The 22,035-nt window shown below is 59.0% G+C and carries 23 protein-coding genes and 1 pseudogene; 13 read left to right on the forward strand and 11 right to left on the reverse strand.

All coding sequences use genetic code 11. From position 1 onward, the window contains the following. Positions 1-5: 5 nt before the first annotated feature. Positions 6-827, reverse strand: a complete 822-nt coding sequence (rhaS, locus tag F3J41_RS05190; protein ID WP_058769862.1) for an HTH-type transcriptional activator RhaS — start codon at positions 825-827, stop codon at positions 6-8. 289 nt (positions 828-1,116) lie between these two features. Between rhaS and rhaB the strand changes: the two genes are divergently transcribed. The 4 genes from rhaB to rhaM are packed head-to-tail and all read left to right on the forward strand — an operon-like array spanning position 1,117 to position 4,996. Next, positions 1,117-2,598: a rhamnulokinase gene (rhaB, locus tag F3J41_RS05195; protein ID WP_166710123.1), complete on the forward strand. Its 1,482-nt coding sequence runs from the start codon at positions 1,117-1,119 to the stop codon at positions 2,596-2,598. Continuing rightward, complete coding sequence (locus tag F3J41_RS05200; RefSeq protein WP_166710125.1) at positions 2,582-3,838, forward strand: L-rhamnose isomerase; 1,257 nt, start codon at positions 2,582-2,584, stop codon at positions 3,836-3,838. The genes rhaB and F3J41_RS05200 overlap by 17 nt, the downstream gene beginning before the upstream one ends. An 11-nt stretch (positions 3,839-3,849) precedes the next feature. Further along, a complete protein-coding gene (rhaD, locus tag F3J41_RS05205) occupies positions 3,850-4,692 on the forward strand; it encodes a rhamnulose-1-phosphate aldolase (protein WP_104092925.1) in 843 nt (280 codons plus the stop codon). Further along, positions 4,682-4,996, forward strand: coding sequence for an L-rhamnose mutarotase (rhaM, locus tag F3J41_RS05210; protein WP_141495452.1), 315 nt, complete (start codon positions 4,682-4,684; stop codon positions 4,994-4,996). The genes rhaD and rhaM overlap by 11 nt, the downstream gene beginning before the upstream one ends. A gap of 52 nt (positions 4,997-5,048) precedes the next feature. On the opposite strand, the gene F3J41_RS05215 is transcribed toward rhaM, so the two are convergent. From F3J41_RS05215 to F3J41_RS05225, 3 genes are all read right to left on the reverse strand, one after another. Then, a complete protein-coding gene (locus F3J41_RS05215) occupies positions 5,049-6,233 on the reverse strand; it encodes a sugar transporter (RefSeq protein ID WP_031279126.1) in 1,185 nt (394 codons plus the stop codon). 325 nt (positions 6,234-6,558) lie between these two features. Further along, positions 6,559-6,810 (reverse strand): hypothetical protein, encoded by a 252-nt coding sequence (locus tag F3J41_RS05220; RefSeq protein WP_021506080.1) that lies wholly within the window; start codon positions 6,808-6,810, stop codon positions 6,559-6,561. 168 nt (positions 6,811-6,978) lie between these two features. Next, positions 6,979-8,235: an MFS transporter gene (locus F3J41_RS05225; protein WP_141495451.1), complete on the reverse strand. Its 1,257-nt coding sequence runs from the start codon at positions 8,233-8,235 to the stop codon at positions 6,979-6,981. 94 nt (positions 8,236-8,329) lie between these two features. Between F3J41_RS05225 and F3J41_RS05230 the strand changes: the two genes are divergently transcribed. The 4 genes from F3J41_RS05230 to F3J41_RS05245 all read left to right on the forward strand — a co-directional run bounded on the left by F3J41_RS05230 (position 8,330) and on the right by F3J41_RS05245 (position 12,942). After that, on the forward strand, positions 8,330-9,226 hold the full coding sequence (locus F3J41_RS05230; RefSeq protein ID WP_125308741.1) for a LysR family transcriptional regulator: 897 nt from the start codon (positions 8,330-8,332) through the stop codon (positions 9,224-9,226). Positions 9,227-9,361: 135 nt separating this feature from the next. Further along, on the forward strand, positions 9,362-10,579 hold the full coding sequence (locus tag F3J41_RS05235) for an ROK family transcriptional regulator (RefSeq protein ID WP_058758528.1): 1,218 nt from the start codon (positions 9,362-9,364) through the stop codon (positions 10,577-10,579). 105 nt (positions 10,580-10,684) lie between these two features. Next, the gene (gene bioD / locus F3J41_RS05240) at positions 10,685-11,386 is read left to right on the forward strand and encodes a dethiobiotin synthase (protein ID WP_021506076.1); all 702 of its coding nucleotides are present in this window, start codon (positions 10,685-10,687) and stop codon (positions 11,384-11,386) included. Between the two features lie 179 nt (positions 11,387-11,565). Next, on the forward strand, positions 11,566-12,942 hold the full coding sequence (locus F3J41_RS05245; RefSeq protein ID WP_152391015.1) for a nucleobase:cation symporter-2 family protein: 1,377 nt from the start codon (positions 11,566-11,568) through the stop codon (positions 12,940-12,942). A gap of 51 nt (positions 12,943-12,993) precedes the next feature. Here F3J41_RS05245 and osmV read toward each other — a convergent pair whose 3' ends face one another. The 4 genes and pseudogenes from osmV to F3J41_RS05265 all read right to left on the reverse strand — a co-directional run bounded on the left by osmV (position 12,994) and on the right by F3J41_RS05265 (position 16,446). Continuing rightward, positions 12,994-14,130: an osmoprotectant ABC transporter ATP-binding protein OsmV gene (gene osmV, locus F3J41_RS05250; protein WP_021506074.1), complete on the reverse strand. Its 1,137-nt coding sequence runs from the start codon at positions 14,128-14,130 to the stop codon at positions 12,994-12,996. Then, entirely contained in the window at positions 14,130-14,777 is a 648-nt protein-coding gene (osmW, locus tag F3J41_RS05255; RefSeq protein WP_021506073.1) for an osmoprotectant ABC transporter permease OsmW, read from the reverse strand. Before osmW ends, osmV begins: the two co-directional genes overlap by 1 nt. 9 nt (positions 14,778-14,786) lie before the next feature. Further along, a pseudogene (locus F3J41_RS05260) lies at positions 14,787-15,713 on the reverse strand (glycine betaine ABC transporter substrate-binding protein). A 16-nt stretch (positions 15,714-15,729) separates the two neighbouring features. Then, positions 15,730-16,446: an ABC transporter permease gene (locus tag F3J41_RS05265; RefSeq protein ID WP_166710127.1), complete on the reverse strand. Its 717-nt coding sequence runs from the start codon at positions 16,444-16,446 to the stop codon at positions 15,730-15,732. 17 nt (positions 16,447-16,463) lie between these two features. Here F3J41_RS05265 and F3J41_RS05270 point away from each other — a divergent pair, with 17 nt between their 5' ends. Both F3J41_RS05270 and F3J41_RS05275 read left to right on the forward strand, forming a co-directional pair. After that, positions 16,464-16,709, forward strand: coding sequence for a hypothetical protein (locus F3J41_RS05270; RefSeq protein WP_166710129.1), 246 nt, complete (start codon positions 16,464-16,466; stop codon positions 16,707-16,709). Positions 16,710-16,828: 119 nt separating this feature from the next. Next, a complete protein-coding gene (locus F3J41_RS05275; RefSeq protein ID WP_166710131.1) occupies positions 16,829-18,289 on the forward strand; it encodes an MDR family MFS transporter in 1,461 nt (486 codons plus the stop codon). A 31-nt stretch (positions 18,290-18,320) separates the two neighbouring features. On the opposite strand, the gene F3J41_RS05280 is transcribed toward F3J41_RS05275, so the two are convergent. Together F3J41_RS05280 and F3J41_RS05285 are read right to left on the reverse strand one after the other, a co-directional pair. Further along, positions 18,321-18,617 carry a DUF1161 domain-containing protein gene (locus tag F3J41_RS05280; protein WP_058769782.1) on the reverse strand — a complete coding sequence of 99 codons (297 nt, stop codon included), beginning with the start codon at positions 18,615-18,617 and terminating at the stop codon, positions 18,321-18,323. Between the two features lie 52 nt (positions 18,618-18,669). Further along, complete coding sequence (locus tag F3J41_RS05285; protein ID WP_010618460.1) at positions 18,670-19,005, reverse strand: DUF1283 family protein; 336 nt, start codon at positions 19,003-19,005, stop codon at positions 18,670-18,672. 133 nt (positions 19,006-19,138) lie between these two features. Here F3J41_RS05285 and F3J41_RS05290 point away from each other — a divergent pair, with 133 nt between their 5' ends. After that, complete coding sequence (locus F3J41_RS05290; protein ID WP_031279118.1) at positions 19,139-19,465, forward strand: YnfA family protein; 327 nt, start codon at positions 19,139-19,141, stop codon at positions 19,463-19,465. A gap of 45 nt (positions 19,466-19,510) precedes the next feature. On the opposite strand, the gene ydfG is transcribed toward F3J41_RS05290, so the two are convergent. Continuing rightward, positions 19,511-20,257 carry a bifunctional NADP-dependent 3-hydroxy acid dehydrogenase/3-hydroxypropionate dehydrogenase YdfG gene (gene ydfG / locus F3J41_RS05295; protein ID WP_010618462.1) on the reverse strand — a complete coding sequence of 249 codons (747 nt, stop codon included), beginning with the start codon at positions 20,255-20,257 and terminating at the stop codon, positions 19,511-19,513. 66 nt (positions 20,258-20,323) lie between these two features. Between ydfG and F3J41_RS05300 the strand changes: the two genes are divergently transcribed. After that, complete coding sequence (locus F3J41_RS05300) at positions 20,324-20,506, forward strand: hypothetical protein (RefSeq protein ID WP_166710133.1); 183 nt, start codon at positions 20,324-20,326, stop codon at positions 20,504-20,506. A 124-nt stretch (positions 20,507-20,630) separates the two neighbouring features. Continuing rightward, the gene (gene guaD, locus F3J41_RS05305) at positions 20,631-21,989 is read left to right on the forward strand and encodes a guanine deaminase (RefSeq protein ID WP_141495448.1); all 1,359 of its coding nucleotides are present in this window, start codon (positions 20,631-20,633) and stop codon (positions 21,987-21,989) included. The last annotated feature ends 46 nt before the right edge of the window (positions 21,990-22,035 follow it).

Here is a 22,035-nt window from a genome sequence, read left to right on the forward strand (position 1 = left end):
TCCGGTTACCCCATCTGCTGGCGCGCCATGCGCGGCGCGCAGCCAAATTCCCGCCGGAACAGGGTGGAGAAGTGATTACTGTCACCAAACCCACACTGATAGGCGATGTCCGTGATGCGCATCTCGCTGTGGCGCAACAGGTGCCGCGCCTGCAATAAACGCAGCCGATTGAGATAGCGCTGCGGCGTGCTGCCGGTCTGCTGCTTCATCTGGCGATGCAGGGTACGCAGCGACAAACAGAAGCGATCGGCCAGCGCTTCCCACGCAATCTCCTCACTGTAGTGCGCATTCAGCCAGTCCAGCAAGCGGTGCAGGCGGGCATCCTGGTCCTGCGCCTGATCGTTGTGCGCCGCCTCGCGCAGCAGCACCAGCAGCTGCAAAAAGTGCTGTTCCTGCTGCGCCTGACGTTCCAGCGACCAGCTGGCCGGCTGCTTCATCTGCGTCACCAGCTGCAGCGCCTGCGCCATCACTTTATGGTTGATCCGCCAGTGTGAAACATACTGGCCGTCCTGTTCGCGCGGCAGCAGCGCCTGCAGGCCGGACAGAAAGCGGAACGCCGCCGGACTGCGATACAACACATTCGTCAGGCACAGATTGTCGGTTTGCTCGTACAGATGGCGATCGTGATCGCGCACAAAACAGACGCAGCCGGCGCTGAGCGCCTGCGGCTGACCATTGAATACGTGGATGCCCGAGCCCTGTTCCACCAGCACAATTTCATGAAAATCATGGTGATGCTCCGGAAACGCCGACTGCGGTACACGCGGTTCAATGGCTATCGTGTAATCGCCGGCCGGAAAGAAATCAGCACTGTGTAATACCGTCATCATGCGCCCTCAGTTAACAAAACCGTAACCGAGTCTACGCAGCCGCCTGCCACCTTACCTTGAATTTTGCACCGGGCAGCGCAGGAAAATCGCCAATTATTCAAGATCGCCTAAGTGATTGATGGAATTGCGGCAAGGCTCACAACTCTGCCGTTATGCGGTTCTGTGAGCTCACTCACGAACACCTTTGCAAACCTGCCAGCGGTGATGACCCGCTGGCACTCGCGGGAAGGTGTCTGCGGCGCAGGATTTCTACTCTGTCGCCATGTCTTCACAGGGAGTACTCGCCATGAGTCTGCGTAATATTGTTGCCATCGATTTAGGCGCATCCAGTGGCCGCGTCATGCTGGCCAGCTGGCAGGCTGACCGTCAGCAGCTCAGCCTGCGCGAAGTGCGGCGTTTCGCCAACCCGCGCGTGCAGCGCGGCGATTATGACTGCTGGGATTTGGACCGGCTGGAGCAGGAGATCCGCGCCGGACTGCAGCAGCTGGATGAGGAGGGCATTGTGCCGGACAGCCTTGGTATTGATACCTGGGGCGTGGATCTGGTGTTGCTGGACGCGCACGGCGAGCGGGTAGGCGAAGCGGTCAGCTACCGTGATAAACGCACCGACGGCCTGATGGCCCAGGCGATGCGTGAACTCGGGAAACCGGCGCTCTATCAGCGCACCGGCATTCAGTTTCTGCCGTTCAACACGCTGTATCAGCTGCGCGCGCTGCATCTGCAGCAACCCGACTGGCAGGCGCAGGTGAAGCACGCGCTGATGATTCCGGATTATCTGCACTATCGCCTGACCGGTGAACTCAACTGGGAATACACCAACGCCACCACCACCCAGCTGCTCAATATTCACAGCGGCGAATGGGATCGCGAGCTGCTGGCCTGGGCGGGCGCCGACGCCAGCTGGTTCGGCACGCCGCGTGCGCCGGGCAATACCGTCGGTTACTGGCGCAACGCCAGCGGCCAGCGCATTCCGGTGATCGCCGTCGCCACCCATGATACCGCCAGCGCGGTGCTGGCCACGCCGCTGGAGCAGGACGATGCTGCCTATCTCAGCTCCGGCACCTGGTCGCTGATCGGCATCGAAAGCCTGCAGCCCTGCGTCAGCGAGGCGGCGCTGCAGGCTAATCTGACCAATGAAGGCGGTGCGGAAGGCTATCGGGTGCTGAAAAACATCATGGGCCTGTGGCTGTTGCAGCGGGTGTGCAGCGAACTGCACATCAGCGATCTCACTGCGCTGATTGCCGACGCCGCGCGGGAACCGGCCTGCCGCGCCCTGATTCACCCTAATCATCACCGCTTCATCAATCCCGCCAGTATGGTGCAGGAGATCCAGAACGCCTGCGCCGAACAGGCGATGCCCGTGCCGCACAGCCCGGCGGCGCTGGCGCGCACCATCTTTGACAGCCTGGCGCTGCTCTATTCGCAGACGCTGCAGGAGCTTAGCCACCTGCGCGGCGCTGCGCTGCGTCAGTTACATATCGTCGGTGGCGGCTGCCAGAATCCGCTACTTAACCAGCTGTGCGCCGATGCCTGCCAGCTGCCGGTGTTTGCCGGCCCGGTGGAAGCCTCGACGCTGGGCAACATCGGCTGCCAGCTGATCGCGCTGGGTGAGTTGCGCGACGTGGCCGATTTACGCCGCTGCATTCGCCACAATTTCCCGTTAGAAAAATTTATCCCGCTGAATCACAGCGTCTTTGCGGCCCATCAGGCTCGCTTTGCGGCGCTGAGCCTACCTGCTAAGGAACTTGCATATGACAAAGCTGATTGAACAGGCCTTTGAACTGGCCAGACAACGCTACGCCGCCATTGGGGTAGATGTGGAACAGGTGATGGCACAACTGGATACCATTCCGGTGTCGATGCACTGCTGGCAGGGCGACGATGTACGTGGGTTTGAGAATCCGCAGGGGGCGCTCACCGGCGGCATTCAGGCGACCGGCAACTATCCGGGGCGGGCGCGCAACGCGGTTGAACTGCGTGCCGATCTCGACAAAGCGATGTCGCTGATTCCCGGCGCCAAACGCCTCAACCTGCATGCCATCTACCTCGAGAGCGACCGCCCGGTGGAACGTGATGCGATTGAACCGCAGCACTTCAGCAACTGGCTGGAGTGGGCGAAAAGCAGGCAGCTGGGGCTGGATTTTAACCCAACCTGTTTTTCTCATGCGCTTAGCGCAGACGGGTTTACGCTGTCGCATGCCGATCCGGGCATTCGCCAGTTCTGGATCGACCACTGCACCGCCAGCCGCCGTATTTCTGCCTGGTTTGGCGAGCAGCTGGGCACGCCGTCAGTCATGAATATCTGGGTGCCGGACGGGATGAAAGATCTCACCGTCGATCGCCTCGCGCCGCGCCAGCGTCTCGCCAGCGCGCTGGATGAGATCATCCGCGAACCGCTGAATCCGCAGCACCACATTGATGCGGTAGAAAGCAAACTGTTTGGCATTGGCGCGGAGAGTTACACCGTGGGTTCCAGTGAGTTCTGCCTCGGTTACGCCACCAGCCGCCAGACCGCGCTGACGCTGGATGCCGGCCACTTCCATCCTACCGAAGTGATCTCCGACAAAATCTCCAGCGCCATGCTGTTTGTGCCGCGCCTGCTGTTGCACGTCAGCCGTCCGGTCCGCTGGGACAGCGATCACGTGGTGCTGCTGGATGATGAAACCCAGGCGATTGCCAGTGAGATCGCCCGACAAAAGTTGTTCGACAAGGTGCACATCGGTCTCGACTTCTTCGATGCCTCGATCAACCGCATTGCCGCCTGGGTGATCGGCACGCGCAATACCCAAAAAGCCCTGTTGCGGGCGCTGCTGGAGCCAGGCGAACAGCTGCGTCAGCGGGAGCGTGAAGGGGATTTCACCGCCCGTCTGGCGCTGCTTGAAGAGCAGAAGTCGCTGCCGTGGCAGGCGGTATGGGAAGCGTGGTGCCTGCGCCACGATGTGCCAGCCGATGCCAGCTGGCTAAGCGAAGTCCGTCACTACGAACAACACGTGCTGCGTCAACGTTAAGGAATCGATTCATGCAAACAATTCTCTCCGCGTGGTTTGTGCGCGACATGGTTAAAGCCACCAGTGACATGTGGCTGAAAGGCTGGGATGAACGTAACGGCGGCAACGTCAGTCTGCGTCTGTTGCCGGAAGAGGTCAGCGCGTATGCCAGCGATTTTTATCCGGCACCGCGCTGTATTGAACTGAGCAAGCCGGCGCCCGCGCTGGCCAACGACTGGTTTCTGGTGACCGGCTCCGGGAAGTTCTTTCGCAACGTGCAGCTCGATCCGTCAGACAGTCTGGTGCTGCTGCAGGTGGATGACAAAGGGCTGTCGTACAAAATTCACTGGGGGCTCAGCAACGGAGGGCTGCCAACGTCCGAGCTGGCGGCGCACTTTCAGTCACACAGCGTACGCAAGGCACTGAGCCACGGCGCGGACCGGGTGATTATGCACTGTCACGCCACCCACTTCATGGCGCTCAGCTATGTGGTGGATCTGGATGCGGCGCGCTTTACCCGCCTGCTGTGGGAGGGCAGCACCGAGTGCCTGGTGGTGTTCCCCGATGGCGTCGGCATTTTGCCCTGGATGGTACCGGGTACCGATGGCATTGGTCAGGCGACGGCAGAAGCGATGGCCAGCCATAGCCTGGTGATGTGGCCTTTCCACGGAATCTTTGGCGCCGGACCGACGCTCGACGAAACCTTTGGTCTGATTGATACCGCTGAGAAGTCATCGCAGGTGGTGGTCATGGCGCTGTCGATGGGCGGCATTCGTCAGAGCATCACCACTGAACAGCTGATTGCGCTGGGCGAGCGCTTTAACGTGAAGCCGTGGCCGGCGGCGCTGCAGGCGGAGCGCAGTGATGTTGCGTAAAGCGTTCGTCATGCAAGTCTATGCGCACTGCCATGCAGAGTATCAGCGCCGTCACACGCCAATCTGGCCGGAGCTGGAACGGACGCTGAAAGCGCATGGCGCGCACAACTACGCGATCTGGCTGGATGCTGAACGCAACCTGCTGTTTGCCAGCGTCGAGGTTGAATCCGAAGCGCGCTGGCAGGCCGTGGCGCAAACTGAGGTGTGTCAGCGCTGGTGGGCGTCGATGCGTGATCTGATGCCATCAAATCCCGACAACAGCCCGGTGAGCAAAACACTTCAGCCGATGTTTTTCCTGCCTTAGCCGGCCATGTCAGCAGCGGTGCCGCCAGGGGCGCCGCTGCCTGTGAAACGCACTAGCCGTTGGAGCGCAGCTGCGGATAACGGCGGAAAATGGCGATGCACCAGAACAGTCCCGCCAGGCCAATGATTGCGCCCACGTTGCCCACGTCTGCCATCTGCAGATGCAGACTGACCTGGTTACCGAGTAGCGCGCCTGCGCCAATACCGATGTTATAAATACCGGAAAACAGCGACATGGCGACGTCGGTGGCGTCCGGTGCCAGCGATAGCACGCGCACCTGCATCGCCAGGCCGATCATCATCATTGCCATTCCCCAGATAATACACAGCACGGTAATCGCTGCCGGGCGTACCGCAGCAAACACCAGCAGACCCATACACAAGGTAATCAGCGCAATGGCGGCGATCAGCAGCGCGGACGGGAATTTATTGCCCAGCGTGCTGAACAGAATGCTGCCCAGAATGCCGGCTGAGCCGAACAGCAGAAGTAACAGGGTGGTGAAGTTCTCATCGGCACTGGCCACTACCTGCATAAACGGCTCGATATAGCTGTAAGCGGTGTAGTGCGCGGTCACCACGACGGTGACCAGAATGTACATCGCCACCAGCGCCGGGCGGCGAAACAGCATCGGCACGCTGCTGAGTGAACCGGTGTGCTCACTCGGCAGGCGCGGCAGTATCCGCACCAGCATAATCAGCAGTACCAGCGCTGACAGGCCGATCATACCAAAGGTGGTACGCCAGCCCAGATACTGACCCACAATACGACCAATCGGTACGCCCAGCACCATCGCCAGCGCCGTGCCCGTGGCCAGCATACTCAACGCCTGGGTTTTCTTGCCGGCCGGCGCAACGCGAATCGCCAGCGAGGCGGTGATCGACCAGAACACCGCGTGCGCCAGCGCAATGCCAATGCGCGACAGCACCAGCGACGTGAAATCCCACGCCACGGCCGATAACAGGTGGCTGGCAACAAACAGAATAAACAGGATGGCCAGCAGCAGGCGGCGCTCGACGTTGCGCGTCAGCAGCATTAACGGCAGCGATAACAGCGCCACGACCCAGGCATAGATGGTCAGCATGATACCGACATCAGCGGTTTTCATTGCAAAGCTGCTGGCGATGTCCGACAGCAGGCCAACCGGCACAAATTCGGTGGTATTGAAGACAAAAGCAGCGATAGCCAGCAGCACCACGCGCAGCCAGGCTGTTTTACGGGAAACGGTTGTTGATTGCATTGAATTCAAATCGGCTAAACGACGAGTGAGGGGGCAGGAACGCACCCGGTAAAGTGACCTCGATCACAAATTTCCGCTATTGTGGAGCATTAGTCAGCCGATGAAAACCGTTAACCCGGGTTTTATCACTGAATATTTCTTATCGCGCTGAGCGTGGTAAATAGCCTGCGGTTATGGGGAGTTGTTGCGGCTGCGTGCTGCCGGCCCGCGAGTCTGCCGTACCAGCACAGGCTAAGTCAGCTGTTTCTGTAATAGAAAAATCACTTAGCCGTGCTGAGGGCGGGTATCGTGCGGACGGGTGTGGTTCAGACCAGGATTATCAGAGTCACGCCATATGCTTTAGTGCCACGCTAAAGTTGTGGGTCGGATTTTTTTTTACGCCCACCGGGCAGCAGTGTTCGCAGCCCAACGCAGTGGCGTAAAATTTACGCGCCTGCTGGATTGCGGCCCCGGGCGTGTAAAAAGTCCCCAGAAAACGGCGACCGCCGTCGGAAGGCAGGAACGGACAGCCCTTCGCATGCACCACATGATTGTCGTTATAACCGGCATGCTTATCGACATAATAGTAAAGCTCCATCTGACTACCTCATTGCTGTGTAAAAAATAAGTCTATGTATTATTGGAATAGAACGAATTATAGCGATGAATTGCTATTTTGTTTTAAGTGGTACGGCGCGAATGCCTGATTATTCGAATCCAGCGGAGCAGGCGGGACGCTGAGGTCCCGCGCTAACGATGAAGGGTATTACAGTTTGCGGCCCTGTAAACGCAGGCCAACCAGCAGTGCCAGCACCAGCAGGGCGCTGATAAACAGGGTTACGCCCGGCCAGCCGTAGCGGTGCCAGAACACGCCGCCCATGGTGCCGGCCACGCTGGAGCCCACGTAGTAGCTGAACAGGTAAAGTGATGATGCCTGGCCTTTCGCCCGGCGCGCGCGCGGTCCAATCCAGCCGCTGGCCACCGAATGGGCGGCAAAGAAGCCGGCAGTAAACAGCATCATGCCCGGCAAAATCAGCCACAGCGAACTAAAGGCGGTCAGCAGCAGACCGGCCAGCATGATCGCCGTGGCGCCCGTCATCACCGGACCGCGACCAAAGCGGCTGGTCATCGCGCCAGCTTTCGGCGAACTCCACGAACCGGTGAGATACACCACAGACAGCAGCCCGACCACCGCCTGGCTCAGTGACCACGGCGCGCTCAGTAAACGGTAGCCAATGTAGTTAAACAGCGTGACAAACGCGCCCATCAGCAGAAAGCCTTCGGCAAACAGCAGCGGCAACCCTTTGTCGCGCCAGTGCAGGCGGAAGTTGATCAGCAGACTGCGTGGCCGCAGCGAGGCAGGGCGAAAATGGCGCGACGCGGGCAGAATTTTCCAGAACATCAGCGCGCCAGCCAGCGCGCAGCAGCCAATGACGCCAATGGCAATACGCCACGAGAAAAAGTCGGTCAGCACACCGGAGAGTAAACGACCGCTCATGCCGCCAATCGAGTTGCCGCTGATGTACAGACCCATGGAGAAGGCGATGACCCGCGGATGCATCTCTTCGCTCAGGTAAGTCATGCCCACCGCCGCGACGCCACTGAGCGACAGACCGGTCAGCGCGCGCATCAGCAGAATCCCCTGCCAGCTGCTCATGGTGGCGGAGATTAGCGTACAAATCGCCGCCAGCATCAGCGCGGTCACCATCACCGATTTACGCCCAATCGCATCTGACAGCGGGCCGGTGAACAGCAGGCCCAGCGCCATCAGCCCGGTGGAGAGCGACAGCGAAATACTGCTTTCGGCAGGCGTCACGCCAAACTGCTGTGACAGCACCGGCAGAATCGGTTGTACACAATAGAGCAGGGCGAAAGTGGCAAGACCGGCAGAGAACAGCGCCAGCGTCACGCGCATAAACTGCGGCGATCCACGTTCAATCCATTCAGTAGCGGTATCGGCGGTAACAGGCTTCGTGGACAAGCTGTCCTCATCAAGCGTCACAGCCTGGGAAGAGCGACTCACAGTACATCCTCAATTCAGCAAATGTCTGAATACTGTAGGAAAGGCTAAATAGGTTGTACAATATATTAATAATCTCAAATGAGACGTTTAAGATATGATGATTGAGCTGCGCCATCTGCGCTACTTTATTGCCGTTGCGGAAGAGCTGCACTTTGGCCGCGCCGCGCAGCGGCTGCACATTTCTCAGCCGCCGCTCAGTCAGCAGATTCTTCAACTGGAACAGGCGCTGGATGCGCAGCTGTTCACCCGCACTAATCGCAGCGTACAGCTCACGCCGGCCGGCCAGTCGTTTTTACAGGATGCGCGCGCGGTTTTATTGCAGGTAGAGCAGGCGGCCGGGCGCGCGGCGCGCATTCATCACGGTCAGCAGGGAGAGTTGCGTATTGGCTTTACCTCCTCGGCGCCGTTTACCGGACTGGTGTCGGATGCGCTGTATCACTATCGGCAGCGCTGGCCGGACGTGCATATTCAGATGCAGGAGTACAACACGCGGCAGCAATTGGCACCGCTGCACGAGGGGCGACTCGATCTGGGCGTCATGCGCAATACGCCGCTGCCGGAGGATCTTCAGCACCGCCTGTTGCTGCGTGAACCGCTGTGCGCGGTGGTGCACCACGCGCATCCGCTGGCACAGGCCACGTCAATTAGCATCCGGGCGTTAGCCAGCGAACCTTTTGTTTTCTTTGATGCGCAGGGCGGCACGGCCCTGTACGGTGAAATTCTGGCGCTGCTGCATCGCTACCAAATCAAACCTTACATTACCCAGGAAGTGGGTGAAGCCATGACGATACTCGGCCTGGTGGCAACCGGCCTTGGCGTGTCGATTTTACCCGCCTCGTTTGCCCGCGCGCGACTGGCGGAAGTCGCCTGGATTCCGCTACAGGAAAGCGATGCCATTTCTGAGGTGTGGCTGGTGTGGTCAGCGCTGCGCCAGCCGAGTGCGCAGATGAGCAATATGATGGCGCTGCTGCTGCACCATGCCGAGGAATGAACCCGAGGGTACAGAAAACCGCGTTCTTTGTGTGCGATAAATCACATTTCTAATCAAATATTTGACGCTGCGCGCCAATCTGCATCACCATAGCTGCTGTTTATTTAGAAGCGCGAAAATATCCGGGAGCAGGGCGTGAATCTGGACAGTCAGCCTGGCCATATTGACCAAATAAAACAGACCAATGCCGGTGCAGTGTATCGTCTGATTGACCATTACGGTCCGATTTCGCGGATTGAGCTGTCGAAACGTGCCCAGCTGGCCCCGGCCAGCATCACCAAAATTGTGCGCGAAATGCTGGATGCGCATCTGGTGCAGGAGACCGAGTTTCAGGAGCCAGGCAGTCGCGGACGGCCGGCGATAGGGCTGATCCTCGATACCCTGGCCTGGCACTATCTGGCTGTTCGCCTCCAGCCGGGGTTCATTACCCTGACGCTGCGCGATCTCAGCAGCCGCGCGCTACAGGAAGATCGCCTGCCGCTGCCTGCCAGCGCCGACACGCCGCTACTGCAGACGCTGCAGGAGCTGGTCAACGCCTTTTTCATTCGCCATCAGCAAAAACTTGAGCGTCTCACCGCTATCGCCATTACCCTGCCGGGACTGATCAACGCCGCCTCCGGCGTGGTGCACCGTATGCCGGGCTATGAGGTACAGGATATGCCGCTGGGCGAAACCCTGGCGCAGCGCACCGGGCTGCCGGTATTCGTCCAGCACGATATCTCCGCATGGACGCTGGCAGAGGCGCTGTTTGGTGCCTCGCGGGGTGCGCAGGACGTGATTCAGATTGTCATTGACGAAACGGTGGGCGCCGGGGTGATCAGCGGTGGCCAGCTGCTGCACAAAAGCGGACGCGCGCTGGTGGAGATCGGTCATACGCAGATCGATCCTTACGGCCAGCAGTGTTACTGCGGCAACCATGGCTGTCTGGAAACGGTGGCCAGCACCGGCAGCCTGCTGCAGCTGGCGGCACAGCGTTTATCGTCGCAGCCGGACAGCCAGCTGCACCAGCAGCCGCTGACGCTGGCCTCGCTGTGTGCCGCTGCGCAGCAGGGCGACCGGCTGGCGCGGGACGTTATTGCCGGCGTCGGTCATCATATCGGGCGCATGCTGGCGATGATGGTCAACATCTTTAATCCTCAACAAATTCTTATCGGTTCACCGCTTAACCAGGCGGCGGACGTGCTGTTCCCGGCGGTCAGCAGCACCATTCGCCAGCAGGCCCTGCCGGCGTACAGTCACGCTATCCAGCTAACCCCTGCGGCCTTCAACGATCCCGGCACGCTGGGCGGCGCGGCGCTGATCAAAGACGCGCTCTATAGCGGCCATTTACTGATAAAACTGTTGCAGGGCTAACGCCAGCCCGCCTTAAGTTTGCGCTAACGCAAGCTCTCGCCTGGGACAAATCCTTAAACTGCCTCCTTTGCAGGTTACACATCGCTTTAATGAAGGAGGAGAAAGGTGAAAACGATTTTTGTCACCGGTACCGACACCGCGGTGGGTAAGACCGTGGTTTCCCGCGCACTGTTACAGTGCTTTGCCAAAGCGAATCTGTGTGCCGCTGGCTACAAGCCGGTTGCCAAAAGCGCGCAGCACACGCCGGAAGGGCTCCGTAATAAAGATGCCGTACTGCTGCAGCAGGCATCCGGCCTCACGCTGAACTACAGCGACGTCAATCCTGTGACGCTGGAAGAGGATGAAATCAGCACCAGCCCGGCGCAGCGCATCGATTATCCGTTACTCAATCGCGGGCTGGCTGGCTTACAGGATCGCGCTGCACGTGTGGTGGTGGAAGGCACGGGCGGCTGGCGCAGCCTGATGAACGACTTACGGCCCTTGTCGCAGTGGGTGCAGCAGGCGCAACTGCCGGTGGTGCTGGTGGTGGGCATTAAAGAGGGTTGCATTAGCCACGCTTTACTGACCGCCGAAGCGATTGCTGCCGATGGTCTGACGCTGGCGGGCTGGGTCGCCAATCGTATTAATCCCGGTCTGGCGCACTATGCTGAAATCATTGATGTTCTGCGCGATAAGCTGAACGCGCCGCTGTTGGGTGAATTGCCTTATCTGCCGCGCGCCGAACAGCGTGATTTGAGTGGTTATCTGGATATTACGTTACTCGGGGGTGATGCGCTGCACAGCGAGAGTGCAAAGCCCGCCGCCTGATGAAACAAAATGCGGCATATCGCACGCAGCTGAATCCGGAGTTTCAGGAGCGGCTGCTTTTTTTTATGCAATAAACCTGTTTATATTCAATCATCTGTCCTGAATTTTTCCTGTCCGTTGTCGCCCTGGCGCGTTTCATGCATCAGGCAAACTGATAAATCGTTTGCCGGAGCCCTGCTATGTCGCACCCAGAAGAAGATAAAGGTTTGTTGTACGGGCTGGATGCCCGCATCGGTCCTGCACCGGCGTTCTTTGCCGCCCTGCAGCACGTGCTGGCCAGCGTGGTCGGTATCATCACGCCGCCGCTGATTATCGGTTCCGTGCTGGGGTTACAGGCCTGGATTCCGTATCTCATTAGCATGTCGCTGCTGGTTTCCGGACTCGGTACCTTTCTGCAGGCGCGCCGTTTCTGCGGCATTGGCGCAGGCATGATCTGTCTGCAGGGCACCAGCTTCGCCTTTCTCGGCGTCATTCTCTCTGCGGGGATGACGGTGAAAGCGCAGGGCGGTTCACCGCAGGCGATCCTCGCCATGATCTTTGGCTGCAACCTGGTGGCGGCGCTGATCCCGATGCTGATTAGCCGCTGCATCACACCGCTGCGAAAAGTGCTGACCCCGGTGGTAACCGGTACGGTGATCACCCTGATTGGTATCAGCCTGATAAAAGTCAGTATTACCGACTGGGCGGGCGGGCATAACGCCCGCGATTTTGGTGCGCCGGGTAATCTGGCGCTGGGGGCGCTGACCCTGCTGGTGATTATCGTGCTTAACCGTTCCCACTCGCGCTGGGCGCGACTGGTGGCGGTGGTCGCCGGCATTGGTGCGGGCTGCATCGCGGCGGCGCTGAGCGGTCATCTGCCGCTGAAGCCGATGGCGGAGACGCACTGGCTGGTGCTGCCTTCGCTACTGCATTTTGGCTTTGATTTTAGCTGGACGCTGTTTGTGCCGATTGCGCTGGTCTCGGTGATCTGCGTGATTGAGGCGGTGGGCGATCTGACCGCCAACTGTCTGATTTCACGCCAGCCGCTGGAAGGCGACGGGTTTCAGCGCCGGCTGCAGGGCGGGATTCTGGCCGATGGCCTCAGCTGTCTGCTGGCGGCACTGTTCTCGGCGTTTCCCAATACCACCTTTGCGCAGAACAACGGGGTGATTCAGATGACCGGTGTCGCCAGTCGCTACGTGGGGATGGTGATTGGCCTGATGCTGGTGCTGCTGGGCATCTTCCCGCTGGTCGGCAACCTGCTACAGCAGATTCCGCCGCCGGTGCTGGGCGGGGCAACGCTGGTGATGTTTGGCAGCGTGGTCGCCGCCGGTATTCGCGTGATGACCCAGGCACCGCTGGGGCGGCGTGAGATGCTGATTGTGGCGGTGTCGTTTGGCATTGGCCTCGGGGTGGAAGCGGTTCCGGACGTGCTGAAACAGTTTCCGCCGCTGGTCAGCAACCTGTTTGGTCACGCAGTCACCACCGGCGGGATTCTCGCCATGCTGCTGAACGTGGTGCTGCCGAATGAAGCTAAAACGGTTGCGGCGGTCGGCGCGGTCGAAGAGAGCCACTGACGCACAATTTACCTGGAGAATCGCGCCCTCCGTGGCGCGGTTCGGTCGGGGTTACGGGTTGAGACGACGGCGCGTGCGGCCGGAGCTGAGGTAATCCGCGATGTAATCCTGCGAAATTTCGCCGCTGTAGCGACCTTCCTCATCGACAATCGGCATCCATACCGTGTTGTGTTCATACAACTTCGACAGCACCACGCGCAGGTTCTCCTCCGCTTTGCCGGTGACCTTAAAGGTGTGCAGCATCTCCTCGCAGCGGCCGGTGGCGCCGCGCGCTTCACGACGTTTGACAAAGCCCAGCGGTTTGCCATCTTCGTCGACCACCGTGACCGAACGCATGTCGTTGTCGTCCATGGTCGCGAACGCCTCCTGCAGCGGGGTACTGCGCTGCACGGTGATGGTCGGCTGCTGATCGGTGACGTCGCCCGCCTGCACCAGTAGCAGACGCTTCAGCGTACGGTCCTGACCGACGAACGAGCCGACAAATTCGTTGGCCGGCTGCGCCAGCAGTTCGTCCGGGCTGGCACACTGTACGATTTTGCCCTGGCCAAACACCGCGATGCGGTCACCGAGTTTCAGCGCCTCATCAATATCGTGGCTCACCAGCATCACGGTTTTCTTCAGCTGGCGCTGCATATCGAGGAACTCGTTCTGAATCACCTCGCGGTTGATCGGATCGACGGCACCGAACGGTTCATCCATCAGCAGTACCGGTGGATCCGCCGCCAGCGCGCGGATCACGCCGATGCGCTGCTGCTGGCCGCCCGACATCTCACGCGGGTAGCGATGCAGAAACTTCGTCGGGTCAAGCGCCACCATGCTCATCAGCTCCGTCGCCCGTTCCCGACAGCGTTTTTTGTCCCAGCCCAGCATGCGCGGCACCACGGTAATGTTCTCTTCAATGGTCATGTTCGGGAACAGACCAATCTGCTGAATCACATAGCCGATGTTGCGGCGAAGCGTGACGGTATCCTGGCCGCTGGTGTCTTCGCCATTAATTAAAATCCGCCCGCTACTGGCGGGGATCAAACGGTTAATCATCTTCAGCGTGGTGGTTTTGCCGCAGCCGGACGGGCCCAGCAGCACACACATCTCCCCGGCAGGCACTTCCAGGCTGACGTTATCGACGGCATTGAATGTGGTGCCGTTTTTTTGCGTAAAGGTTTTCGTCAGGTTTTCCAGTTTTATCATTATCGAATCCCCTTAGGAGTCAGCGCCGACTGCAGACGGTGCAGCAGCCAGTCAAGAATAATCGCCAGTAAACAGATCATCAGTGCGCCGGCTATCAGCATACGCACATCGCTGCCGCTGATGCCGTCCAGCAGTTGCAGGCCCAGGCCGCCGGCACCGATCACCGCCGCAATGGCCATCACGCCGACGTTCATCACCACGGCGGTGCGGATACCGCCAAAAATCACCGGCAGCGCCATCGGAATTTCCACCCAGCGCAGGCGCTGCCAGAAGGTCATGCCGATACCGCGACCGGCTTCGCGCAGCCCGGGCGGCAGATTTTCCAGCGCGGTATGGGTATTACGCACAATCGGCAGCAGTGAATAGAGGAACACCGCGGTAATCGCCGGCAGGGCGCCAATCCCCTGACCGATCAGTGAAAACAGCGGAATCATCAGGCCAAACAGCGCAATGGTCGGGATGGTCAGCACGATGGTGGCGATGCCCAGCACCGGTGTTGCCAGCCATTTGAAGCGGACAATCAGAATGCCCAGCGGCACGCCGACGAGGATGGCAAAACCTACCGCCACTAGCACCAGCCAGGTGTGCTGCCAGGTCAGCGCCAGCAGCGTGTTCCAGTTATCCATGATGTAATGCAGGGTATCCATTGCGCCTCCTTACAGCATGTTTTTGGATTTGAGGAAATCACGCGCAACCTGCTGCGGCGACTGGTGATCGATATCGACGCGCTTGTTCATCTCGGTGATGGCTTCATCTGTAATCAGCGGCGACAGCGCATTCAGCGCGGCCTCAAGGCCGGGATGGCTTTCCAGCACATCCTGACGCACCACCGGCGTGACGTTGTAACTTGGGAAGAAGTGCTTATCATCTTCCAGTACCTTGAGTTCAAAACCCTTAACCCGGCCGTCGGTGGTGTAGATCAGTCCGGCATCGACAAAGCCGTCGCGTACCGCGTTGTACACCAGGCCTGGGTCCATCTGACGAATCTGCGGGCGATCCAGCGGCATGTTGTAAGCTTTCTGCAGCGGTTTCAGGCCATCCGAACGGCCGGCAAATTCCAGATCCAGACCGAGTTTCCAGTTGTGATCCGGGTCGGTTTTGCGCACCTATTCCAGCTTCGCCACCAGCTGTGACATGGTGCTGATGCCTTCCGCCTCAGCGCGCTGGCGCTGCATGGCAAACGCGTAGGTGTTGTTCATCGGGGCAGGATCGAGCCACACCAGTCCCAGCTTCGCGTCCAGCTGTTTAACGGTTTTGTACGCCTCTTCAGACGACATCGGCTTGTTGATATGGTTAAAAATAATCAGCGAGGTGCCGGTATATTCCCATGTCATATCAATCTGCTTGTTGATCATCGCGTTACGCCCGATGGTGGTGGCGATGTTGGTTTTCGGGATGACCTGAAAACCTTTCTTTTGCAGCCACATCACCGTCATCGCAGACAGGATATGTTGCTCGGTAAAGCTTTTGGTCGCCATCACGATGGGGGTGGCGGCGAGCGCGCCGTGACTGAGGGTTAAGGTGGCGGTCAGGGCCAGCGCGGTGCGTTTGACCCAGCGCGCCAGCAGATTAGCAGTGGCCATGATTACATGCTCCGGGTTAAGCCGCAGAGTGCGGGCTGAGGACGCGTCCCAATGCTGCCAGCAGCATGTCGAGGATCAGGGCAAACAGGGCGGTGGCCACTGCGCCGAGGATCAGCGTCGGGAAGTCGTTGAGATAAATACCAGGGAAGATCAGCTCGCCGTAGCTGCTGGCACCAATTAGGAAGGCCAGCGGCGCGGTGCCGACGTTAATCGCGGTCGCGATGCGCACCCCGGCGAGGATCACCGGCAGCGCATTCGGCAGTTCAACCCGGCTCAGCCGCTGCAGTTTGGTCATGCCGATACCGTTGGCGGCTTCAATCAGCGACGGCGGCACCGCGCTCAGACCGGCATAGGTGTTGCGCACAATCGGCAGCAGCGAGGCGAGGAACAAGGCGATCAGCGCCGGGCGATCGCCAATGCCGACAATCACCATCGCCAGCGCCAGCACGGCCAGCGGTGGCAGCGTGTTACCGACGTTGAAGATTTGCATCACATATTCAGCCCAGCGACGGGCGAAGGGACGGCTGAGCAAAATCCCGCTCGGGATGCCAACCAGTAAAGCGCATAACATCGACCAGAACACTAAGTACAGGTGTTGCTGCCCAAGGTAAAGTAAATCCACCTTGCGGTCGCGCAGCGTATCCAGCCCTAATCCCCACACCAGCAGGGCTATCACCACCATGATGGCGAGCAGTGCCAGCCCGGCACGTCGGGCGAGCGATGCGTTGTGCATAGCGTGCGTCTCCCTGATTGAAAAAATCGATTGATTTTATGACGTTATTTTCAGCGTGCCGGCGTTATGCGGTGCAATACACAGACGAAAATCCAGCACGCTGTCAAATTGCAGTTAAAATGACTGCTTCCCGGCTTTTTCACAGTGAAAAACCAGAAACTGCCTTTAGACCTATAGCAACGCTTGATGATCATTGCCAGTTTTCACGGCAAAATCAGGTAGATACAAAAGCAGTAAAACTAAGCGAAACCCGCATGAAATAAGGAGTCGCTCGACAATAAAAAATTTTCATCAAGATAGGTGACATTGTCACAAAGCGGCGCACGCAGAGGAAACTGAGTCGGCGAAATTTCGACTAGCCTTGTAAGAAAAAGGGAGACGTATGACTGAAAGCGCACAATTACAAACGGAACATCGCCACTGGATTCTGATTGCCTGCATGCTGGCGATGTTTATGGCTGCCATTGAGGTCACCATTGTGGCCACGGCCATGCCAACCATCATTGCCGATCTTGGCGGTTTCGCGCAGTTTGGCTGGGTGTTTTCTATTTATCTGCTGACGCAGGCGGTAAGCGTCCCTTTGTACGGCAGACTGGCGGATATCTGGGGCCGCAAACGATTATTTTTCATCGGCGTAACGCTGTTTTTGCTGGGCTCGGTGCTGTGCGGTTTTGCCCATAGTATGATGTGGCTGATTGTGTTTCGTGCCTTTCAGGGCCTGGGGGCCGGGGCGATTATGCCGCTGACCACCACCATCGTGGCGGACATCTATTCGCCGCGCGAGCGCGCCAGCGTGCAGGGCTGGCTCTCCAGCGTCTGGGGCGTCGCGGCCGTCATCGGTCCGCTCAGCGGCGCCTGGCTGGTTCAGCACTTTAACTGGTCGGTGATTTTCTGGGTAAACGTGCCGATTGGTCTGCTCTCCATGCTGCTGCTGGCGCGTTTTCTGCCGGCGCGCGAACAGCATCAGGGCGCAACGCTGAATCTGACCGGCAGCTGCTGGTTGATGATCAGCGTCACCGCACTGCTGGTGGCGCTGTTACAGGCGGAAGCGCTGGGTTTCTGGCTGGTGCCGTTCCTGGCGCTGGCGCTGCTGGCCGGCTGGCGGCTGAAACATCACGAGCAGCGGGCCGATGCGCCGCTGTTTCCGCTGGCGCTGTGGCGCAGCCGCCTGATTGTGGCCGGTAATGCCGGGAACCTGATTATCGGGGCCACCATGATGGGCATCAGCGCGTTTCTGCCGACGTGGATTCAGGGCATTACTGGCGGCACGCCGCTGCAGGCGGGCAGCGCGCTGGCGATGATGTCAATTGGCTGGCCGCTGGCCAGTACGCTCAGCGGGCGCCTGATGCTGATCACCTCGTATCGTTTTACCGCGCAGCTCGGCGCGTTTTTACTGATTGCCGGCAGCGCGCTGTTACTGCTGCTGCGCGCCGACAGCAGCATCATGCAGGCCGGGCTGACGGCGTTTGTTATTGGCACCGGGATGGGCATGACCAGCACCACCTTTCTGGTTTCGGTACAAAATCATGCGCACTATGAAATTCGCGGCATCTGCACCGCCTCAATTATGTTCAGCCGCATGCTGGGATCGGCGATCGGCACGGCGATAATGGGCGCGGTGCTCAATCTCAACCTGTCGCTGCGGCTGCCGCAGGCCAGCGATCCGATGCAGAAAATTATGGCACCGGAGAGCCGTCAGGCGCTGCCGCAGGAGCAGTTACACTTCTGGACCGGGCAGATTGCCAGTTCGCTGCACTGGGTATTTGTGGTGTCATTGCTGATTGCGCTGCTGACGTTGTGGATTGCGTGGCTGATGCCGCGTCAGCGGCCGGAGGCGGAATAAAGCAGGGCGGCCGACCAGCCGCCCGAAGAGATTACTGTGCGGGAGCATCCTGCGAGCTGCCCGCGCTGTCCGGCACGCTGCTATCCGCATCGCGACCGTTTTTCTTGTAAACGATTTTCTGCGTGTCGTTTTCACAGTGGCCAACGACCTGACCGCCTGCCTGATCAACCTGATCGTTCGGCACGATATCCAGCGTAAAATCCGATTCCGCCACGCCATTGTTGATGATCTTTTTGCTGATGTCGGCGCGCACGCTTTCGCAGGACGCCTGCACCGCCAGCGGTAACGCCAGCGCCATTAGCAACACAACTGCATTACGTTTTTTCATCACTCACTCCTTGTTGCGTCATTCCCGTGAAAACTATAGCAGCTGGCGCGCATTACGGCGCCAGCGGACGGCCGGTGCGGCGATCGAGGCAGCGCAGGGTGTTCGGTTCCCAGTACGCATTAACGTTGTAGCTTTTTTCGCACGCGTCGCGGGTATCAAAGGCCCGGTCTGCCTTGTCGAACTCTTTCTCCACGCGGGTATTTACCTTGTTACGCAGGTTGCGCGTATCGTTCCACTGCTCTTTGCTCTGACGCGCCGCCTCGTTGCTGGCCGCGTTGTTGCCATCTTCAATAATCAGGCGATCCGTCTTAGCGACAGCCAGCGGCGCAGTCAGCAATACGCTGGCGGTCAGCGTGGTAGCCAGCAGGGCGGAAAACAGTTTTTTCATCGTCATTTCCTTTCGTTAACTCCAGCACAGCGCGCAGGGCGGCTGTCACAACACTGTCTGCCAGTATATCATCGCTGCTTCTTTGCTCACCAGCGGTGAGCGGTTTGTTTAACGATCAGAGAGACTTTGTATGCTGGTGAAAACCGCGCTGCTGTTTTTTATCACTGCGATTGCCGAGATCACCGGCTGTTTTCTGCCGTGGCTGTGGCTGAAGCGTGGCATGAGCGCCTGGCTATTGTTACCGGCCGCAGCCAGCCTGGCGCTGTTTGTCTGGCTGCTGACCCTGCATCCGGCAGCCAGCGGCCGGGTATATGCGGCTTATGGCGGCGTGTATGTGTTAACGGCGCTGATCTGGCTGCGGCTGGTCGATGGCGTCAAACTGAGTGCGTGGGATTGGGTGGGTGCGCTGGTGGCGTTCAGCGGCATGCTGATTATCGTTATCGGCTGGGGCAAGGCCTGAACCGGCCGCGCAGGGCGACCCGATGGGCCGCCACGCTAAGCTTGCTTATCCTTTAAACACTTTCAGTCCGGCGGTGGTTTGCGTCACCGGCATGATTTCCAGCGTGTTGATGTTGACGTGCTTCGGCAGCGTGGTCACCCAATAGACCGCTTCCGTCACGTCTTCCGCCGTCAGCGCGGTGGTGCCTTCATACACCGCATCCGCGCGGCCATCGTCACCTTTGAAGCGCACGTTCGAAAACTCGGTGCCGCCCACCAGGCCAGGCTCGATATCGGTGACGCGCAGCGCGGTGCCGTGCAGGTCGGTGCGCAGGTTGAGGCTGAACTGGCGAACAAACGCCTTGGTTGCCCCGTACACGTTGCCGCCGGCGTACGGCCAGCTGCCGGCTATCGAGCCAATGTTGACGATGTGACCGACGTTGCGCTCTACCATGGCAGGCAGCACGGCGCGCGTCATATACACCAGCCCTTTGTTGTTGGTGTCGATCATATTTTCCCAGTCTTCAACACTGGCTTTATGCGCCGGTTCGACGCCCAGCGCCAGCCCGGCATTGTTAACCAGCACATCGATATCACGCCATTCGGCGGGCAGGGCGGCGATGGCTTCTTCGATAGCCGCGCGGTTACGCACATCCAACTGCACGGTGTACAGGTTGTCGCCCAGTTCCTGTTTTAATTCCTGCAAACGCTCAGCACGGCGTCCGCTGGCGATCACTTTGTGACCTGTAGCAATGAAGCGGCGGGTGATACTTTGACCAAAACCGGCGGTCGCACCGGTAACAAAAATAATCATCTCACTGTTCCTTATACGATTTCAGGTTCTCTGCCACACCTTAGCATTAACCCCGCAGCGGCGCTCATGAAAAGCGTGAGCGGCGTGTTGCAGAATCTTTCCTGCACGTTTGCGGTGCAGTCCTGCACCATGAGCGAGCCCGATCAGGCACCTTTTCCCGGCGTAAAACGCCAGCGCAATGCGCAAGGGCAATACCATGAACAGGCAATCGGTTACGCATACGATTGCCTGCAATTTTTGCGACGATAATCGCGCTGAAATTGTGTATTTATCTGAATTTAAAGTGATTGTTGGGTGGGCTTGCCTGGCATGCGGTTTGCAATATCTTTGCTATATCTATCTGAAACCTGCATTATACCCTGAAGGAAGCGTCATGTCTGACTCTGTTGTAACCCGTCTGCGCGCCAGTTTTTTTGATTTCCCCGCGCTAGCTGACCAGCCCGATGGCCTCGCCGACCAGGCACGCTATATTGAAGACGGTCTGCTGACGCTGCGCGACGGTAAAGTGGTGAGTCTGGAGCGCTGGCAGCCGGCACATCAACACCTGGAATCAACGCAGGTGATCGATCTGCGCGGCAAGCTGATCCTGCCGGGGTTTGTGGATACCCATATTCACTATCCGCAGACCGAAATGATCGGCGCATTCGGTGAACAGCTGCTGGAGTGGCTCAATCAGTACACTTTTCCGGTCGAGAGCCAGTATCACTGTGCGGCGCACGCGGCGCGCATGTCAGCGTTTTTCCTGCAACAGCTGCTGGCCAACGGCACCACGACTGCGCTGGTGTTTGGTACGGTGCATCCGCAATCGGTAGACGCGCTGTTCAGCGCCGCCGAACAGCTGGAGATGCGGCTGATCGCCGGCAAGGTAATGATGGATCGCCACGCACCGCCGGAACTGACCGAAACGCCGGCGCAAAGTTATCAGCAGACGCGTGAGCTGATTCAGCGCTGGCACCAGCGCGGGCGTCTCGGTTATGCGCTGACGCCGCGCTTTGCGCCGACCTCATCGCCGCAGCTGCTGGAAAAAGTGCAGCAGCTGAAAAACGAGTTTCCCGATACCTGGCTGCATACCCATCTCAGCGAAAATCAGCAGGAGATCGCCTGGGTAAAAACGCTGTTTCCCGCCCATGACGGCTATCTTGATGTGTATCACCAGCATCAGCTCACCGGCAAACGCAGCGTATTTGCCCACTGCCTGCATCTGGAGGATCGCGAATGGCAGTGCCTGCATGACACCGATTCGGCGATGGCCTTTTGTCCGACCTCCAACCTGTTCCTCGGCAGCGGGCTGTTCAATCTTAAACGCCGCTGGCAGCAGCGCGTGCGCATGGGCATGGGCACCGATGTTGGCGCCGGCACTACCTTCAATATGCTGCAGACGCTGGGTGAAGCCTATAAGGTGGGGCAACTGCAGCAGTACAAACTCAGCGCTGCAGAAGCGATTTACCACGCTACGCTGGGCGGCGCCCATGCGCTGGATCTTGATGACAAAATCGGCAACTTCAACCCCGGTAAAGAGGCAGATTTTGTGGTGATCGATCCTGCCGTATCACCACTGCAGCAGCTGCGCATGGCCAACAGCGACGATATCCATCAGCGTTTGTTTGTCCTGATGACGCTGGGTGATGACCGTAACATCGCGCAAACCTGGGTCAACGGTAAGTGCGTGTGGCAGCGGGAAAGCCATACGCACGCGCAAGGTTGTTGCCAGGCGACGAAACTGCCAGGATAAAAGCATCCCGCCGCAGGTGGCTGCGGCGTTGCTGATTATCAGGAGC

The organism is Pantoea sp. Ap-870, from assembly GCF_011752515.1.
GTDB classification, from domain to species: domain Bacteria; phylum Pseudomonadota; class Gammaproteobacteria; order Enterobacterales; family Enterobacteriaceae; genus Pantoea; species Pantoea dispersa.

Coding starts and splice junctions, on each gene's coding strand:
- rhaS (WP_058769862.1), bottom strand. CDS start 827: ATGACGGTATTACACAGTGCTGATTTCTTTCCGGCCGGCGATTACACG.
- rhaB (WP_166710123.1), top strand. CDS start 1,117: ATGAGTCTGCGTAATATTGTTGCCATCGATTTAGGCGCATCCAGTGGC.
- F3J41_RS05200 (WP_166710125.1), top strand. CDS start 2,582: ATGACAAAGCTGATTGAACAGGCCTTTGAACTGGCCAGACAACGCTAC.
- rhaD (WP_104092925.1), top strand. CDS start 3,850: ATGCAAACAATTCTCTCCGCGTGGTTTGTGCGCGACATGGTTAAAGCC.
- rhaM (WP_141495452.1), top strand. CDS start 4,682: ATGTTGCGTAAAGCGTTCGTCATGCAAGTCTATGCGCACTGCCATGCA.
- F3J41_RS05215 (WP_031279126.1), bottom strand. CDS start 6,233: ATGCAATCAACAACCGTTTCCCGTAAAACAGCCTGGCTGCGCGTGGTG.
- F3J41_RS05220 (WP_021506080.1), bottom strand. CDS start 6,810: ATGGAGCTTTACTATTATGTCGATAAGCATGCCGGTTATAACGACAAT.
- F3J41_RS05230 (WP_125308741.1), top strand. CDS start 8,330: ATGATGATTGAGCTGCGCCATCTGCGCTACTTTATTGCCGTTGCGGAA.
- F3J41_RS05245 (WP_152391015.1), top strand. CDS start 11,566: ATGTCGCACCCAGAAGAAGATAAAGGTTTGTTGTACGGGCTGGATGCC.
- osmV (WP_021506074.1), bottom strand. CDS start 14,130: ATGATAAAACTGGAAAACCTGACGAAAACCTTTACGCAAAAAAACGGC.
- osmW (WP_021506073.1), bottom strand. CDS start 14,777: ATGGATACCCTGCATTACATCATGGATAACTGGAACACGCTGCTGGCG.
- F3J41_RS05265 (WP_166710127.1), bottom strand. CDS start 16,446: ATGCACAACGCATCGCTCGCCCGACGTGCCGGGCTGGCACTGCTCGCC.
- F3J41_RS05275 (WP_166710131.1), top strand. CDS start 16,829: ATGACTGAAAGCGCACAATTACAAACGGAACATCGCCACTGGATTCTG.
- F3J41_RS05280 (WP_058769782.1), bottom strand. CDS start 18,617: ATGAAAAAACGTAATGCAGTTGTGTTGCTAATGGCGCTGGCGTTACCG.
- F3J41_RS05285 (WP_010618460.1), bottom strand. CDS start 19,005: ATGAAAAAACTGTTTTCCGCCCTGCTGGCTACCACGCTGACCGCCAGC.
- ydfG (WP_010618462.1), bottom strand. CDS start 20,257: ATGATTATTTTTGTTACCGGTGCGACCGCCGGTTTTGGTCAAAGTATC.
- F3J41_RS05300 (WP_166710133.1), top strand. CDS start 20,324: ATGAAAAGCGTGAGCGGCGTGTTGCAGAATCTTTCCTGCACGTTTGCG.
- guaD (WP_141495448.1), top strand. CDS start 20,631: ATGTCTGACTCTGTTGTAACCCGTCTGCGCGCCAGTTTTTTTGATTTC.